Raw genomic sequence first — 15,704 nt, forward strand, 5'->3', positions numbered from 1 at the left:
TTCGATGGCAACCTCCAGCTCCACGGCGCGCCTGCGCTTCGGGTTTGCGCTCGTCGGTCTCGCCCGCCGCTGGCGGCGCGCGCTCGACGAGCGGATGGGTGTGCTCGGATTGTCGGATGCGGCTTGGCCGCCGCTGGTGCACCTCGACCGGCCCGGCGACGGCATCACCCAGAACGAACTCGCAGCGCGCTGCGGCATCGATGGTTCGAGCCTGGTGCGCCTGCTCGACATGCTCGGCGAGCGTGGGCTGATCGAGCGCCGGGTCTCTCCGCACGACCGCCGCTCGCGGCTGGTCCTTCTCACCACGAAGGGGCGGCACGTGCTGACGTCCGTCTATCGCATCCTGCAGGATGCCGAGATCGCGATGCTGACGGATATCGACGACCAGCAACTGCAATCGACCCTCGGGGTCTTCGACCGGATCGAACGCTGTCTCGCCCGGCCGGACGAGGCGAAATGATCACGTCGATCGTGCAGCGGTTCGGCTTCGCAGGTCCCAAGCTCGCGTTCGGTTTCCGGACTGCGATCGCAGCCTGTCTCGCGCTCTTAGCCGCCTGGCTGGCCGGGCTCGAACATCCGCAATGGTCGGCGATGACGGTGTGGGCGGCGTCGCAGCCGCTGCGCGGGCATCTCCTCGAGAAGAGCGCGGCGCGGTTCGGCGGCACGGTGACCGGCGCCCTGTTCGGCATGGGGTTGATGCACGTCTCGCGGGGCGATCCCATCGTGCTCGTGATCGGGATCTCGCTCTGGATCGGCCTGTGCGCCTTTGCCGGCAATCTCGTTCGCGGCTACGCGTCCTATGCGGCGATGCTCTCCGGATATTCGGCGGCGATGGTGGCGCTGCTCGATTCGGCTCATCCCGAGCACGTGCTGGCCCTCGGCGCCGATCGCGTGCTCACCGTTACGGTCGGAATCCTGGCCGCATTGTTGGTCGGCCTGCTGTTCGCCGCGCCCGGCGACGACGTCTCGCTTCTGGAGAAGGCGCGGCTGCTCAGCGGGCGGCTGGCTGCCGACATCATGGCGCGATCGCGCGGGGCGCCGGTCGCGGAGGACCGGCAGCAATCGATCCTGTCGGACATCGCGGCGCTCGAGGGGACGCTCGACCTGCATGGCGCCGGCTCGCGCAAGCGCCGACGGCTGGTCCGGAAGATTCGCGCCCTGCTGTCGGCGCAGGTGTCCGCCGCGTTGTGGCTGCGCTCGGATGAAAGCCGTGTGATCGAAGCTGCGACCGCCACCGGGACGCAGGTCGGTTTGCCTGAGGCGGCTGGCCCTGCCGAGGCGCTCGCGCGGTTGCACGAGGCCGCGGCGACCGCCGATCCGAACAGTGCATCCACGGCGGTCCTGGATGAGCTGAGCGTGGCGACGAGAAATCTGGACGATCTCGACGGTAGTCCTGCAGCCGATCCGCTGCTCCATCGCGATTGGCTGCTGGCACGCCGCGCCATGGTCCGCGCCTTTGCGGCGCTGTCGGTGACGGGACTGATCTGGCTCGTGACGGGCTGGGAGATGGGCGGCTTCATGATGCTCGGCACGGCCATCATGCTCTCGATCTTCTCGACATTCGAGAATCCGGTCGCGATCCTGCGCCACGTATTTGTCGGACAGCTGTTCGGTGCTGTCCTCGCCCTGATCTGCCGATGGCTGATCTGGCCATTTGCGGCTGGATCGTTCGCGTTGATCGCGGCGATGGTGCCGTTCATCCTGCTTGGCGCACCGCTAACCGCGCATCGCCGGACTGAGCGCATGGCGTTCGACGTCAACATGGTGCTGCTGCTGATGCTGCAACCGGCGTGGCCGCAGACCATGACCATCGCGCATTCGTTGATGGCCAGTCTTGCCGTGGTCGTCGGACCGGTGGCCGGCTTGATTGCTTTTCACCTGATCTATCCCGTCGACGGCCGCCGGCGTTATGAGGCGGTCAGATATTCGATGATCGACGACCTCGAACATCTCGCAGCCAGCGCCCTGCTGCCCGATCGCCGCAAATCCTGGCGCGAGTTGCTGTACCACCGGATTCTGCTCGCGACCTATTGGGGAGAGCGCGCATCCTATCCTCCGGCGCGTCTGGCCGAGGATGCGCTGGCGCTGCTGTATGTCGGCCAGGCGATCGAGCAGCTCGGCGGGCTTGGCGCGCGCACATCGTCGCCACGCGCCAGGCGACGGATCACGGCGACGCTGGAGCGGCTGCACCGTGTTGGTGCAGATCAGAAGCGCGCGGCGCGGGCTTTGCTGGCCGCGCTCGGCCGGCTGCCCGCCGAAACGTCCGGCTGCAAACCGATCCTGTCTCGGGCCGCGACCGCGCTGGTCGAAAGGCCTGCAGCCTTTCGCAAGACTGCAGGCCGACGATCGCCTTAGCTGGCGGCGGCGTCGATCTCCGGCGCGGCACTGCTTTCCGGTGAACGCGCGAAGACCTGCAGCGCCTCCGCCATCTGCACCCGGCCGCCGACGCCGGTGATGACGACATCGACCATCGTCAACGACGAGTGGAAATGGCCGCGGGCCTTGAGCTGGCCGACCGGTACACCGGCCGCAGCAAGGGCCTCCGCATAGGCCACGCCCTCGTCGCGCAGCGGATCGAACTCGCAGGTAACGACATAGGCCGGCGGCAGCCCCTTCAACTGGCCGCGCAATGGCGACACAAGCGGGTCCGTGCGATCCGCCGGCGAGCAGTAGATGTCCCAGAACCAGAACATCAGCCCGCGGGTCAGGAAGTAGCCGGCGGCGTTCTCGGTGTAGGACGGCCGATCGAAGCTGCAGTCGGTGACCGGGCACACCAGCAACTGACCACCGATGACGGGGCCGCCGCGATCACGCGCGAGCTGACAGGTGACCGCGGCGATGTTGCCGCCCGCGCTCCAGCCGGCGACCAGCACCGGTCCCTCGCGTCCGCCGAGCTCCGCGGCGTGCTCGGCGATCCAGCGCGTCGCCGCATAGCCATCCTCGGCCGCGGCGGGGAAACGGTGCTCGGGCGCATGGCGATAGCCGACGCTGACGAAGATCATGTCGGAGCGGCGGCACATGTCGCGGCAGAACGGATCGTCCGACTGCTCGTCGCCGAGCACCCAACCACCGCCATGGAAGTACACGACGATCGGATGCGGGCCGGGCGTCGCCGGACGATAGAGCCGGTAGGGCAGGGGACCATCGGCGCCCTGCAGGGTGCCGTCCTTCACCTCGCCGACCGGACGTCCCGGCGGGCGCACCGCATTGAACTGCGTCAGGAACTCGCGGGCGCCTGCGGCGCCCATCGTTTCGATCGGCGGCAGGTTCATCTCGGCGAGCATGTTCAGCACCAGCCGGACATCCGGCTGCAGCTTCACGATCTCGCCGTCGTTGCACTGGGTCGCGCCGTTCGGACCCGCGAGCTTGAAGCCGAGCATGCCGCGGCTGACGATCTCGTTGCAGATGCCGCGATAGGGACCGACGCCGCCCGTATAGGGCATCAGCGCCTGCGGCTTGCCCGGCACGTTGGCGCCCGTGTACCAGGTGTTGGCGAGCCGGTGCAGCGTCACCGTCGCGCAGTCCGCCATGTGGCGCGTCCAACCGGCCTGCGCCGTCTCCGTCGGTTCGATGGTGGTGAAGCCGGCCTCGCGCATCTCGGCGAGGCGATCGACCACGAAGTCGACATGCTGTTCGATCGACACCGCCATGTTCGACAGCACCGATGGGCTGCCGGGACCGGTGATCAGGAACAGATTGGGGAAACCGGCGACGGTCAGTCCGAGATAGGTCTCCGGCCCCTTCGCCCAGGTATCGTCGAGCGATTTGCCGTCGCGCCCCTTGATCGGATGCACGGCGCGGATCGCGCCGGTCATCGCATCGAAGCCGGTCGCGAACACGATGACATCGATGTCGAAGCTGCGCTTGTCCGTCTTGATCCCGGTCGCGGTGATCGATGCGATCGGCTCCTGGCGCAGATTGACCAGGGTGACGTTCGGGCGATTGAACGTCGCGTAGTAGTTGGTGTCCAGACAGGGACGCTTGGCGCCGAACGGATGGTCGTGGGGCGTGAGCGCCTCGGCCGTCTCGGGGTCCTTGACGATCTCGCGGATCTTCCCGCGGATGAGGTCGGCGAGCAGGGCGTTGCCGTCGGCATCGACGCCCTGGTCCGCCCACAGTTGGGTCAGCATGCCGACGAGATCGCCGGACGCCCACAGCTTCTCGAAGCGCTCGCGGCGCTCGGCCTCGCTGAGCTGCCAGCTGAACTCGGTGGCGGGCGGGATCGGCACGCCGGTCAGCGACCAGCGCGCCTGCTCGCGCAAGCCCTTGCGATCCTGCGCGAGCTGCGCGGCCCGATCCGCCGGGAGCGGGCCGTTGCGCGCCGGCAGCGCGAAGTTCGGCGTGCGCTGAAACACCGTCAGCTGCGCCGCCTGCTCGGCGATGATCGGGATCGACTGGATGGCGGACGAGCCTGTCCCGATCACCGCGACGCGCTTGCCGCTGAGGTCGACGCCGTCATGCGGCCAGCGGCTGGTGAAATAGATCTCGCCCTTGAAATCGTGGACGCCGTCGATCTCCGGCGGCTTCGGTTGCGACAGGCAGCCGGTCGCCATGATGTAGTGCCGGCAGGAGACGGTGGGGCCGTTGTCGGTCGTGAGCAGCCAGCGCTCTTTCGAATCGTCCCAGGAGGCGCCGAGGACGCGGGTGCCGAAGCGGATGTCGCGGCGCAAATCGTAACGATCTGCCACGAAGCCGAGATAGCGCAGGATCTCCGGCTGGGTCGCGTATTTTTCCGACCATTGCCAGGCGTCCTCGAGTTCGGGATCGAAGGTGTAGCTGTAGTCCACGGTCTGGATGTCGCAGCGCGCGCCCGGATAGCGGTTCCAGTACCAGGTGCCGCCGACGTCGTTCGCGGTGTCCAGCGCGACGGCCGAGAACCCGGCCTTGCGCAGCCGGCGCAGCAGGTACAATCCCGCGAATCCGGCGCCGACGACGGCGACATCGACCGTCTGGGTTGCGCCGGGAGTCGATTCCGACGCGCGCGTCTCGACCATCCCGTCCGACATGCTGACCTCCCGATGATTTTGTTATTGGTCGAAAGGCTAATCCTGCCCGCATGGTTTGTCATCCATGCAAGTGACGATCTGCGGTTGCTGCGGTGCGAGGTTCGCGGTGCGGTCTGTATACCAGGCGCCGATTTTGCATCGCCGCTCACAATGCCGCGACGGAGTGGACAAGACGCTGAGAAAGCGACAGAAAGCCACCCTGCCGCGGCGCATTCACCAAGTTTCAACGCATCGCGACTGTAACAACCGCTACACGACGCCACGCCACTCCCAGATCGATTCAGGCCAGGCCCATGCCGTTATCGCTGCCCAAGCAAAAGATCCGCGTTCTGCTCCTGGAGGGCGTGAACGACTCGGCCGTCCGCATGTTCGAGGCGAACGGCTATTCGGAGGTCGAACGGCTGCCCAAGGCGCTGGGCTCGGCGGAGCTGAAGCGGATGCTGTCGGGCGTGCACATGCTCGGCATCCGCTCGCGCACGCATCTCACCGCCGAGGTGCTGCAGGCTGCCGACCGGCTGATGGCGGTGGGGTGCTTTTCCGTCGGCACCAATCAGGTCGAACTCGACGCGGCGCGGCGGCTCGGCATTCCCGTCTTCAACGCACCGTATTCAAATACGCGCAGCGTCGCCGAGCTGACGATTGCCGAAGTCGTGATGCTGATGCGCCGCATCTTCCCGCGCTCGGTGTCGGCGCATTCGGGCGGCTGGGACAAGTCGGCCAATGGCAGCCGCGAGGTGCGCGGCAAGACGCTCGGCATCATCGGCTACGGCAATATCGGCTCCCAGCTGTCGAACCTCGCCGAAGCCATGGGCATGCGGGTGATCTTCTTCGATCTCACCGACAAGCTGCGCCACGGCAATACCGAGCCGGTCGAGAGTCTCGACGAACTGCTGGCGATGAGCGACGTCGTGTCGCTTCACGTGCCGGAGACGCCGGCGACCGCCAACATGATCGGCCAGCGCCAGATCCGGCACATGAAGGACGGCGCCTATCTGATCAACAATTCGCGCGGCACCGTGGTCGACATCGAGGCGCTGGCCAGCGCGTTGCGCGAGGGCAAGCTCTCGGGCGCCGCCGTCGACGTGTTCCCGGTCGAGCCCGCCTCGAACGCCGATCCGTTCGTGTCGCCGCTGCAAGGCCTGCCGAACGTGATCCTGACCCCGCATGTCGGCGGCTCCACCGAGGAGGCGCAGGACCGCATCGGTGGCGAGGTCGCGCGCAAGCTGATCGACTATTCCGACGTCGGCTCGACTTTCGGCGCGGTCAACTTCCCGCAGGTGCAGTTGCCGGCGCGCCCGACCGGCACGCGCTTCATCCACGTCCACCGCAACGTTCCGGGCGTGCTGCGCCAGGTCAACGAGGCAGTGGCGCGGCACAACATCAACATCCTCGCGCAATATCTGCAGACCGATCCCGAAGTCGGCTACGTCGTGCTGGAAACCGACGTGGTCGGCGGCGAGGGCGAGGAGCTGCTGTCGGAGTTGCGTGCAGTCGAAGGGACGATCCGCGTCCGCGTGCTGTACGACCACGACCGTCCCTGAGGCCGTGGAGGCTGCTGCGTGATGACGGCCCAATCTCCATCGTCCCCAGCCCCGTCCATCGTGCTCAGCACGACGGTGCCGGCACGCGTGCTGCGCCATGATCCGCAATACGGCCTATCGACGCTGTTCTTTGCCGATGGCGAATTGCGCGTGCCGATGGTCGATGCCGCTATTGATGCCGGCGTATCCGTGACCATCGAGGCGCGTGACGTCTCGATCGCGCTGTCGCGGCCGATGGACGTGTCGATCACCAACCGTCTGCCGGGACGGATCGAGGAGATCACGCCGCTCGATCCGCCTTACGTGCGCGTCACCTTCGATCTGGGCGCGACGAAGCTTCACGCTCTGGTGACGCTGGAGTCCGTCGAGCGTTTGGCGCTCGAGCCGGACCTGTCCGCCTGGGCGATGATCAAGAGCGTCGCGATCGGGCCCGGCGCGGTTCGGCCTTCGGAGCTGCCTCGGCCGCGCCACTGGCCCGCTTCTGATAGCGGGAATCGGTAGCCTTCTGCAGCTCGCCGAGCGCGGCCGCCGTCGCCGTGCGCGTGCGCCGCTCCATCGAGCGATACAGCGCGATCAGCCGCTCGCCGAACGGCGTGATCTCGGCGCCGCCGCCGCGGCGGCCGGGATGCGTCTCGAACACCGGCGCCTCGAAGGTGCGGTTCAGCGCATCGACCATCAGCCAGCATTTGCGATAGGAGATGCCGCTCGCCCGCGCCGCGCCCAGGATCGAGCGCTCCTTACGGATGAAGTCGATCAGCAGCAGATCCTCGGGGCACAGGCTGCCGCCATTGCCGAACGTGATGGTCAGGTCGATCTGCGCCGTCCGCCTCATCTCATTCCGGCCTGCATTCACATGATCCTGATCATGTCATGTACATGCATCGATGTCACGAGCCGGTGCGACCAGCCCGTCAACCATCCTGTGCATCGCGCCACATCGACCGACACGAACTCCGCCAACTCGCCGGTATAGTCATGCCACTCCGTCGTCATCGCCGGTGAAACGGCCGTGATGACCGGACGCCCAGCCGCGATGGCCGCGCCGAACGCGTCGGCGAGGCCGCCTCCCATGGCCTCCTGCTTGCCGAACTTGCTGAGGATCACGACGTCGGTCCCACGCGCGATCGACTGCTGCACGGCGGCGCAGGCGAGCACCAGGCCTTCGGGATCGAGGTTGCAGGCCTGCGACCCCGGACCGAGATCCTGCGAGATCGAGAACACACGGCCATCATCGAGACTGCGTAGCATCATGGATTTGCACGGCTTCGCCTTGTCCGCGCTGCTCTCGATGACGCCGGAGACGCGCAATCCGGCGCCTACGAGACGTACGGCGAAGTCAGCGAGCAGCTCCTGGATCGCGGCGGATGCAGCGCCCTGCAGCGCCACGATCTGGCGCGTCCCGATCTCAGCGACACCCATGGCAGTCCTCCTTACACGATGGCGGAGACGCGGCCCGCCGTCCGGCTGGTTTGCATGACCTGGTGAACGGCCGACACGACGCTCGCCGCGATGGTCTGCCCGCGCTCGTCCATGCCGGTCCAGGCGGCGTGACGGCCGCGCGGATCGATCTCGATCAGCTTGACGTTGGCGGGCACGCGCAGGCCGTCGCGCGCCATGCCGCGCAGCGCGCCGTCGAGCGGGGCGAGCACCGGCGTGCCGCCGAGCGAGCCGAGCTGCAGTCCTTTGTAGACACGCATGCCGATGTCGAGCGGCGTGTGCCACACGGCGTCCTGGTCCGAATAGACGAAGCGCTCGCGTCCGGCGCCGCCGAGATCGCGCGCCTTGCCGTCGGCGCTGCGCGTGCTGCCCTGCGCCACGATCGTGCCGGTCTCGCAAGGATGGGTCTCGATCGCGATGTCGCAATTGTGCCCGACGGCGAAGCGCGGGCCGATGCCGACGGCGATGGCGGCGACGCCGCGCAGATCAGGCGTGACGACATGCTTCTGCATGCGGGCATCGACGATGACGGCCGGATAGCGGAAGGCGATGATGTCGGTGAGGTGCATCGCGGTGACGGCGACCTGGCCGGGCTCACGGTGGATCCGAACCACGTCCGCGATGCTCTCGGCGCGGCAGCCGGTCACGCCGTCGAGCTCGCGCGCCTCCCCGAACAGGACGTCATGGAAAGCCATGCCGCGACGGATTACCGGCGGGAAGGCGTCGTGGCACAGCACGATCGCGAAACGCGCCTGGTTCAGCCTGGCCGCGACGGCAGAGGCGATCTCGTTGGTGCCCAGCACCAGCGCAAGCGGCTTGGGCGCGTTCGGATGCCAGGTGACGGCGGCTTTCATGCTGATGACCTCATGTTGCCGGATCGAATTAGCAAACACCGGGCCAATCGGCCGGTCTGCGGTCAACGCCTTCATGGCATTGGTGAAACCGGGGCGGGCGCCGCTTCGATCGATCAAAAGCTGTATTGTTGCAGATATAACATTGGGTGCTATATTGTCGTGTATATAACGCGGCGCAAAGTTTCCGCGGAATGCGGCCGGCGCGGCCGGTCAGGCGGCGGGATCTTCGCGGCGGACCAGCGCGACGCCCTTGACCTGGGCGTAGACGGCGAGCCCCGCCTGCAGGCCGAGCTCCGTCCACGAGCGCTGGGTGACGCGCGACAGGAGCCGCGCGCCGCCACCGTCCTCGCCGAGACCGAGCAGGGCGGTGACGCGATGGTCCGACTGGCTGCGGATTTCGAGGATCTTCGCCCTGAGCACGTTGACGATGGTGCTGCGGCTCGGCGCTTCCAGCGCGAGGCTGACGTCATCGGCGAGCACGCGCAGGCGACGCTTCGTCCCGGGCGCGAGCGGCTCGGCCGGCAGCAGGAACCGGCCGCCGGGCACGGTCAGCGTCGCCATGCCGTCCGCCGCATCCTGCGCCACGACCGTGGCATCGAGGCTCACGGCGGCATCGCGCGACAGCGCGAGCGGTAGCGACAGGTCGGCCTGGAGCTCGGGCAGCGGGCCGGAGGCCAGCACGGCGCCACTGCGCATCAGCACCAGCTGATCGGCGAGCCGCTCGACCTCGGCGATGTCGTGGCTGATATAGAGGATCGGCAGGTCGAGCGCGGCATGCAGCCGCTCCAGATAGGGCAGGATCTCGTCCTTGGTCATCTGGTCGAGCGCCGACAACGGCTCGTCCATCAGCAGCAGTTTCGGCTGGCTGAGCAGGGCGCGGCCGATCGCGACGCGCTGCCGCTCGCCCCCGGACAGATGCCGCGGGGAGCGCTCGAGCAGCCTGTCGAGGCCGAGCAGCGCGACGACCTCGTCGAAGCCGATCGCGGCGGCGCCGATCGTGTCGGGATGGCCGTACAACAGATTGCGCCGGACCGAGAGGTGCGGAAACAGATTGGCTTCCTGGAACACGTAGCCGATGGGACGCTGATGCACGGGACGAAAATGCTTGTCCTCCTGCCAGACGTCGCCGGCCACCGAACAGAGGCCGTCGTCCAGGCGATTGAGCCCGGCAATGCAGCGCATGACTGCCGTCTTGCCGCAGCCCGAGGGACCGAAGATCGCTGTCACCCCGCGCGCCGGCACCTCGAAGCGCGCATTCAGCTCGAAGCGCCCGAGCGTGCCGCGGAAATCGACCTTGATGGTGCTCATGACGTGCGTCGTGTCATCTTTTTCTCGATCAGCATCATCGTCAGAATGACGCAGAAGGAGAATAGGACCATGCCGAGCGCCAGCACCGACGCCTCGGTCCATTGCGAGGTCTCGACATAGTCATAGATCGCAACCGACAGCACCTTGGTCTTGCCGGGGATGTTGCCGCCGATCATCAGCACGACGCCAAACTCGCCGACGGTGTGGGCGAAGCCGAGGATCGCCCCGGTGAGAAAGCCGGGGCTCGCCAGCGGCACGGCGATGGTCCAGAATGCACGCCAGGGCGAGGCGCGCAGGGTGGCGGCGGCCTCCAGCGGCTTCTCGCCCATCGCCTCGAAGGCGTTGCGGATCGGCTGCACCACGAACGGCATCGAGAACAGCACCGAGCCGATCACGAGGCCGGGGAAGGTGAAGGCCAGCGTGCGCGCACCCCACAGCGAGGCCAGCACGCCGCCTGGGCCGCTGGGGCCGAGCGCCACCAGCAGATAGAATCCGAGAACGGTCGGCGGCAGCACCAGCGGGATCGCCACCAGGGCTGCAACCGCCTCCTTCCACCACGCCTGCGACCGCGCCAGCCACCAGGCGATCGGCGTGCCCACGATCATCAAAATGACGGTCGTGATCGCCGCCAATTCGAGGGTCAGCCGGACCGGTTGCCAGATGTCGGCCGAGACGTGGAGGTTCATCCTTGGACGTTCATCCCTGGAGCGCTATCGATGCGAGCGCTCAGCTGCCGGACTTCGGATCCAGAGCATAGCCGAACTTCTCGATGACCGCACGCGCTTCCGGTGTCCTGAGGAAGGCCAGGAACGCGGTGGCGGCCTCGTTGCCGGCGGACGCCTTCAGCAGCACGGCATCCTGCCGGATCTCGCTGTAGAGGTTCTGCGGCACCAGCCAGCGCGAGCCGCCGGCATTCGGCATTAGTTGCGACAGCGCGACGAAGCCGAGCTCGGCGTTGCCGGTGTCGATGAACTGGAACGCCTGCGAGATGGTGTTGCCCTGCACGATCTTGGGCTGGACCGTCTCATAGAGCTTGAGCGCCTTCAGCGTCTCGACCGCAGCGGCGCCATAGGGCGCGGCAGCGGGATTGGCGATCGACAGCTTGTTGAACGCGTTCGCCTTCAGGGTGTCCTCGCCCTTGACCGTGGCCGGGTCCTTGCTCCACAGCACGAGCTTGCCGATGGCATAGGTGAAGCGGCTGTCCGCGACGCCGAGACCGTCATCGACCAGCTTCTTCGGCCGCTCGTCGTCGGCGGAGAGCAGGATCGCGAACGGCGCATTCTCCTTGATCTGGGTGTAGAACTGCCCGGACGCACCGAAGCTGAGCACCAGTTCGTGGCCCGTCTTGGCCTTGAACAGGCCCGCGATCTCCTTGGCCGGCTCGGTAAAGTTGGCGGCCACGGCGACGTTGGCGCTGCCGGCAAACGCGTTAGCGCCGGTCAGCAGGGCAACGGCCGCGCAAAAGGCGGCGGTGGCGAAGCGCATCGATCTCATCACATTGTCCTTGTTCATATCTACCTCGACGGGGCTCGTATCGCTGAATTGCAAGTCCCGTTCCGTCGCATCGGGCCAGAGCCGAGGTCATGCTATATCCATTCGTATATATCAAAATAGGCAGCTCGGCCAGCTCCCGTCAACACGAGGGCCGCTCGTGTCGACGCGATGCGCGCAAATGTTCGAATTTGGACAATCGAAGCGGCGCAGTGTCGCAAACACGACGGCCCGAGGAGTTTGATCCTCGGGCCGTTCGTCAGACTAGGTCATCCGCTCCCAGAGCTGACGCACCAGCATGCCCGCGCGCTTCTCGATCGCCGCGGCGGCGTCGAGCGCGAGGTCCTCGCGATAGCGGCCGGCGATCAGTTGCACGCCGATCGGCTTGTCATCGTGGACCGCGACCGGCACGACGGCGCCGGGCAGGCCGAGGACGTTGATGGCCGAGATGAAGCGGATCTCGTTGAAGAAGATCTCGCGCACGCGCTCGGCGCTGACGGTGTCCTCGCGCGGACCCGGCGTCGGCTTGACGGTCGTCGGCGCCAGCACCACCGGGTACTCTTCGAAAAACAGCTGCCAGGCGCGGATGTGCGTCGAGCGCTGCGCCGTCGCCTTCATCCAGCCGGCGAGATCGAGCATCTCGGCCTTCGCTCGCATGCCGCCCCAGGCTTTGTGGAAATCCTCGGAGGTGACCGCCAGCATCTTGGCTTCCTGCATCACCACGACCTCGTTGGTGATGATGTCGCACCAATTCTGCCAGACGCCGGAGATGTCGGGGACCTCGACCTCGCTCACCCGGTAGCCCGAGCGCTCGAGATGATCCGCGGCCTGCCGGAGCGCTGTGTTCACCGCGGGATCGACCTCCATGTCGTCGGGGATCCTGGCGAGCGCGACCTTGATCGGCCGCTTCGGCCTGTTGCCCTGCAGTGGCGCCGGCACCCACCAGGGATCGCGCGGATCGCGCCGGCTCATCACTTCCAGCGCCAGCCGGACATCGGCGACGCTGCGCGCCAGCGGCCCCTGCGACGACATCAGATGAGAGAGCATCGGCCGCTCGGACGCAGCGCTCTCGTTGTAGGCGGGGATGCGGCCCTGCGTCGGCTTGATGGTCACGATGCCGTTGCAATGCGCCGGCCAGCGCAGCGAGCCGCCGATGTCGTTGCCATGCGCGATGGTGCCGATGCCGGCCGCGACCGCGGCTCCGGCGCCGCCCGACGAACCGCCGCAGGTGATCTCTGGGTCCCACGGGTTCAACGTCAAACCATGCAGCGGGTTGTCGGTGAAGCCGCGGAACGAGAATTCCGGCGTGTTGGTGAGGCCGAGCACGATCGCGCCGGCCGTCTTGAGGTTGCGCACGACCGGGGCGTCCGATGGCGCAATGATGCCCATCTGGGCCGGAACGCCGTTGGGATTCGGCCGTCCCTGGTAGTCGACGTTCTCCTTGATGGTGACCGGAACGCCATGCAGCAGGCCCGTCTTGTCGCGGGCCTTGTCGGCCGCACGCGCTGCCTTCAAGGCGTCCTCGGAGAGATCGACGACGACGGCATTGAGCTTCGGATTGACCTCATGCAGGCGCGCGAGATGCGCCTCAGTGACCTCGACCGAGGAGACCGCGCCGGAGCGGATCGCAGCCGCGGTGTCGACCGCCGACCACTGCCAGGCCGGTCCCTTCGGCAGCCGCGGCTTGGGCGCGGCTGCTTTCGGTTGGGTCTTGGGCCGAATTCCGGCCTTGGCCGGAGCTTTCTTCTTGGCTGCCGGCCTCGCGGCCGCACGCTTCGTCGTCGGCTTGACCGCCCTCGCAGGCGGCCGCTTCGCTGTCGTCTTCGCCACTGATGGAGTCCCCCGTTTTGCGTTCTCAGGCCACCGACATCGTCAGCGGCGGCTCGACCTCGTCAGGCAGCGGGCTGACATAGGGCGTGCGCGTCGTGCGCTTCTTGAGGTCGGCCTTGGCGGCCGCGATCAGCGCGGGCTCGTTCAGCGCCTTGATGCCAAGGCCGGCCATCGCCTTGGCAGCCTGCACCATGGCCTTGTGAGCGCCGGGCGACTTGCCCTGGGCAACGACCTGCCAGGTGTGGAACGGCGTGCCGATCGCGACCGTCGGCGCATGGACCTGCACGGTCGGCACCACCCAGCTGACGTCGCCGACATCGGTCGAGCCGATCTGCGGATTGCGCTTGGCGTCGAGCGGCACCAGGAAGTCGGCGAGCGGCTTCTCCGTCGGGTCCATGCCGATGCTGTAATAGACCGAGGCGATGTCCTTGTCGGTCAGGGTCGCCTGGATCTGCCCGGCAAAGCTCTTGTCGGCCTCGTCGAAATGCGGCGGCCCGAGCTCTTCCATGATCCCGTACAGCGCCTGTTCGAGCGGCGTGTTGGGCAGGATGTTGGAGACCGCCGAGACGATCTTCATCTCGACCTTGGTCTCGGTCATCAGCGCGGCGCCTTGCGCGATCTTGTGCACGCGCTCGACCAACTCGTTCATGCCCGGCAGGTCGCGCGCCCGGATCGAGTAGCGCACCCGCGCATGCGCCTGCACGACGTTGGGCGCAATGCCGCCGGTGTCGAGCACCGCGTAGTGGACGCGGGCGTCGCTCGGCATGTGCTCGCGCATGTAGTTGACGCCGACATTCATCAGTTCGAGTGCATCCAGCGCGCTGCGGCCGAGATGCGGCGAGGCGGCGGCATGCGAAGTGCGGCCGGTGAAGGTGAAGTCGGCGCGGGTGTTGGCGAGCGACGGCGTCATCACCACTTCCCAGAAGCTCGACGGATGCCAGGTGATCGCAATGTCGGCATCCTCGAACGCGCCGGAGCGCACCATGAAGGCCTTGGCGGCGCCGCCTTCCTCGGCGGGGCAGCCGTAGTAGCGCACGCGGCCCGGGACCTTGTTGGCCGCGAGCCAGTCCTTCACGGCGGTGGCCGCGAGCAATGCGGCCGAGCCGAGCAGGTTGTGGCCGCAGCCGTGGCCATGGCCGCCGTTCTCGACCGGACGATGCTCGGCGACGCCGGCCTCCTGACTGAGGCCGGGGAGGGCGTCATATTCGCCCATGAAGGCGATGACCGGACCGCCGTCGCCCCATTCCCCCATCAGCGCGGTCGGAATGCCGGCAACCTGTTCGGTGATGCGAAAACCCTGGTGCTTCAGTTCGGCGAGATGTTCGGCGGACGAGCGGGCTTCGGTGTAGCAGACCTCGGGCATGGCCCACACCCGGTCGCTGAGCTCGATGAAACGGGTCTTGATCGCGTCGACGCCGCGCCAGATCTCGCTGCGGTTATCCATCTCCGGTCCTTGTCCTCTGCTGCCGATAGGAAGCCGGTATCGTTATCAGCTAAGTTCCCGGGCGCCTAGCGATCCCGGGCGGGAGCAGCCATGCGGCGCAGACCACGCCGCGGGCGAGCGCGCCACGCTTTGAGCAGACGATGCTGCGATTGGATGCAGTGCGGCGCTTTCGGCGCCGCAACGCGACGTGAGTCGGGATCGGCACTCTCACATTTCGGAACTGTCGACCGTCGTCGTTACCGCGCCCGTCGCAGTTCGCGGCCGGCGATTGCCGGGATCGAGACACTCAAGCCGTGAGCGGCGGATGCTCGGTGCGCGGGTGGCGATCGTGCAGGAGCTTCGCGAACTGATGGCGCAGATCGTCGTGACCGCGCATCGCGGTCTCGAACAGCGCTTCCTGAATGTCGCGCGGCATGTCGCCCCACACGCTGATCGCGGCGTTGCCGAGCAGCTCTGCGAATCGGTTGTCGTCCATGCGCCACCTCCGGACGATCTGACGTCCGAGGACGGCAAAGGTTCCATGCCGGCTATTGCGTGCGGAACAGCACGACGGCAATCGCGACTGACGATGCGATGGCGAACACGGTCCCCCGTGGTCGACGGCACGCCCATGCGCCGCAGCGCGGCAGCAAACACGATGATGATCGGTGTTGCGGTGATGTGGTCGAGCTGCGCCTCCACATTCTACTTTTTGCTGAAGGGCTTCCATCTGCTCCATGTCGCGCGCGGAATCGTCATTCTCGCGGTCGCGTGCTCGATGTCGAGAAGGAGCCGCTGCTGGTGCTAGCACGAG

General features: G+C 67.1%; 14 protein-coding genes. 4 read left to right on the plus strand and 10 right to left on the minus strand.

Annotated features, from left to right (window positions below):
- Nucleotides 1–4 precede the first annotated feature (4 nt).
- Nucleotides 5–460 carry a MarR family winged helix-turn-helix transcriptional regulator gene (locus tag ACQR1B_RS21485; protein WP_434833549.1) on the plus strand — a complete coding sequence of 152 codons (456 nt, stop codon included), beginning with the start codon at nt 5–7 and terminating at the stop codon, nt 458–460.
- Nucleotides 457–2,355 carry an FUSC family protein gene (locus tag ACQR1B_RS21490; RefSeq protein ID WP_434833550.1) on the plus strand — a complete coding sequence of 633 codons (1,899 nt, stop codon included), beginning with the start codon at nt 457–459 and terminating at the stop codon, nt 2,353–2,355. The genes ACQR1B_RS21485 and ACQR1B_RS21490 overlap by 4 nt, the downstream gene beginning before the upstream one ends.
- Here the strand turns inward: ACQR1B_RS21490 and ACQR1B_RS21495 are convergent.
- A complete protein-coding gene (locus ACQR1B_RS21495; RefSeq protein WP_434833551.1) occupies nt 2,352–5,006 on the minus strand; it encodes a flavin-containing monooxygenase in 2,655 nt (884 codons plus the stop codon). The genes ACQR1B_RS21490 and ACQR1B_RS21495 overlap by 4 nt on opposite strands.
- 293 nt (nt 5,007–5,299) lie before the next feature.
- Here ACQR1B_RS21495 and serA point away from each other — a divergent pair, with 293 nt between their 5' ends.
- Nucleotides 5,300–6,547, plus strand: coding sequence for a phosphoglycerate dehydrogenase (gene serA, locus ACQR1B_RS21500; RefSeq protein WP_434833552.1), 1,248 nt, complete (start codon nt 5,300–5,302; stop codon nt 6,545–6,547).
- A 21-nt stretch (nt 6,548–6,568) separates the two neighbouring features.
- The gene (locus ACQR1B_RS21505; RefSeq protein ID WP_434833553.1) at nt 6,569–7,048 is read left to right on the plus strand and encodes a TOBE domain-containing protein; all 480 of its coding nucleotides are present in this window, start codon (nt 6,569–6,571) and stop codon (nt 7,046–7,048) included.
- Here the strand turns inward: ACQR1B_RS21505 and ACQR1B_RS21510 are convergent.
- The 9 genes from ACQR1B_RS21510 to ACQR1B_RS21550 form a co-directional block, all read right to left on the minus strand.
- Nucleotides 6,957–7,379 carry a winged helix-turn-helix domain-containing protein gene (locus ACQR1B_RS21510; RefSeq protein ID WP_434833554.1) on the minus strand — a complete coding sequence of 141 codons (423 nt, stop codon included), beginning with the start codon at nt 7,377–7,379 and terminating at the stop codon, nt 6,957–6,959. The genes ACQR1B_RS21505 and ACQR1B_RS21510 overlap by 92 nt on opposite strands.
- A gap of 17 nt (nt 7,380–7,396) precedes the next feature.
- Entirely contained in the window at nt 7,397–7,966 is a 570-nt protein-coding gene (locus tag ACQR1B_RS21515) for a DUF2478 domain-containing protein (RefSeq protein ID WP_434833555.1), read from the minus strand.
- An 11-nt stretch (nt 7,967–7,977) separates the two neighbouring features.
- Nucleotides 7,978–8,838: a xanthine dehydrogenase gene (locus tag ACQR1B_RS21520; protein WP_434833556.1), complete on the minus strand. Its 861-nt coding sequence runs from the start codon at nt 8,836–8,838 to the stop codon at nt 7,978–7,980.
- Between the two features lie 210 nt (nt 8,839–9,048).
- The gene (gene modC / locus ACQR1B_RS21525; protein WP_434833557.1) at nt 9,049–10,146 is read right to left on the minus strand and encodes a molybdenum ABC transporter ATP-binding protein; all 1,098 of its coding nucleotides are present in this window, start codon (nt 10,144–10,146) and stop codon (nt 9,049–9,051) included.
- Nucleotides 10,143–10,832 (minus strand): molybdate ABC transporter permease subunit, encoded by a 690-nt coding sequence (gene modB / locus ACQR1B_RS21530; protein WP_434833558.1) that lies wholly within the window; start codon nt 10,830–10,832, stop codon nt 10,143–10,145. Before modB ends, modC begins: the two co-directional genes overlap by 4 nt.
- Before the next feature lie 40 nt (nt 10,833–10,872).
- Entirely contained in the window at nt 10,873–11,640 is a 768-nt protein-coding gene (gene modA / locus ACQR1B_RS21535; RefSeq protein ID WP_434833614.1) for a molybdate ABC transporter substrate-binding protein, read from the minus strand.
- Nucleotides 11,641–11,901: 261 nt separating this feature from the next.
- Nucleotides 11,902–13,467, minus strand: a complete 1,566-nt coding sequence (locus tag ACQR1B_RS21540; RefSeq protein ID WP_434833559.1) for an amidase family protein — start codon at nt 13,465–13,467, stop codon at nt 11,902–11,904.
- Nucleotides 13,468–13,492: 25 nt separating this feature from the next.
- The gene (locus tag ACQR1B_RS21545) at nt 13,493–14,911 is read right to left on the minus strand and encodes a M20 family metallopeptidase (protein WP_434833560.1); all 1,419 of its coding nucleotides are present in this window, start codon (nt 14,909–14,911) and stop codon (nt 13,493–13,495) included.
- Between the two features lie 286 nt (nt 14,912–15,197).
- A complete protein-coding gene (locus ACQR1B_RS21550) occupies nt 15,198–15,386 on the minus strand; it encodes a hypothetical protein (protein WP_434833561.1) in 189 nt (62 codons plus the stop codon).
- Nucleotides 15,387–15,704: the final 318 nt, after the last annotated feature.

Origin of the sequence: Bradyrhizobium oligotrophicum (assembly GCF_051168495.1) — a bacterium.
In the GTDB taxonomy this organism is placed as follows: domain Bacteria; phylum Pseudomonadota; class Alphaproteobacteria; order Rhizobiales; family Xanthobacteraceae; genus Bradyrhizobium; species Bradyrhizobium oligotrophicum_A.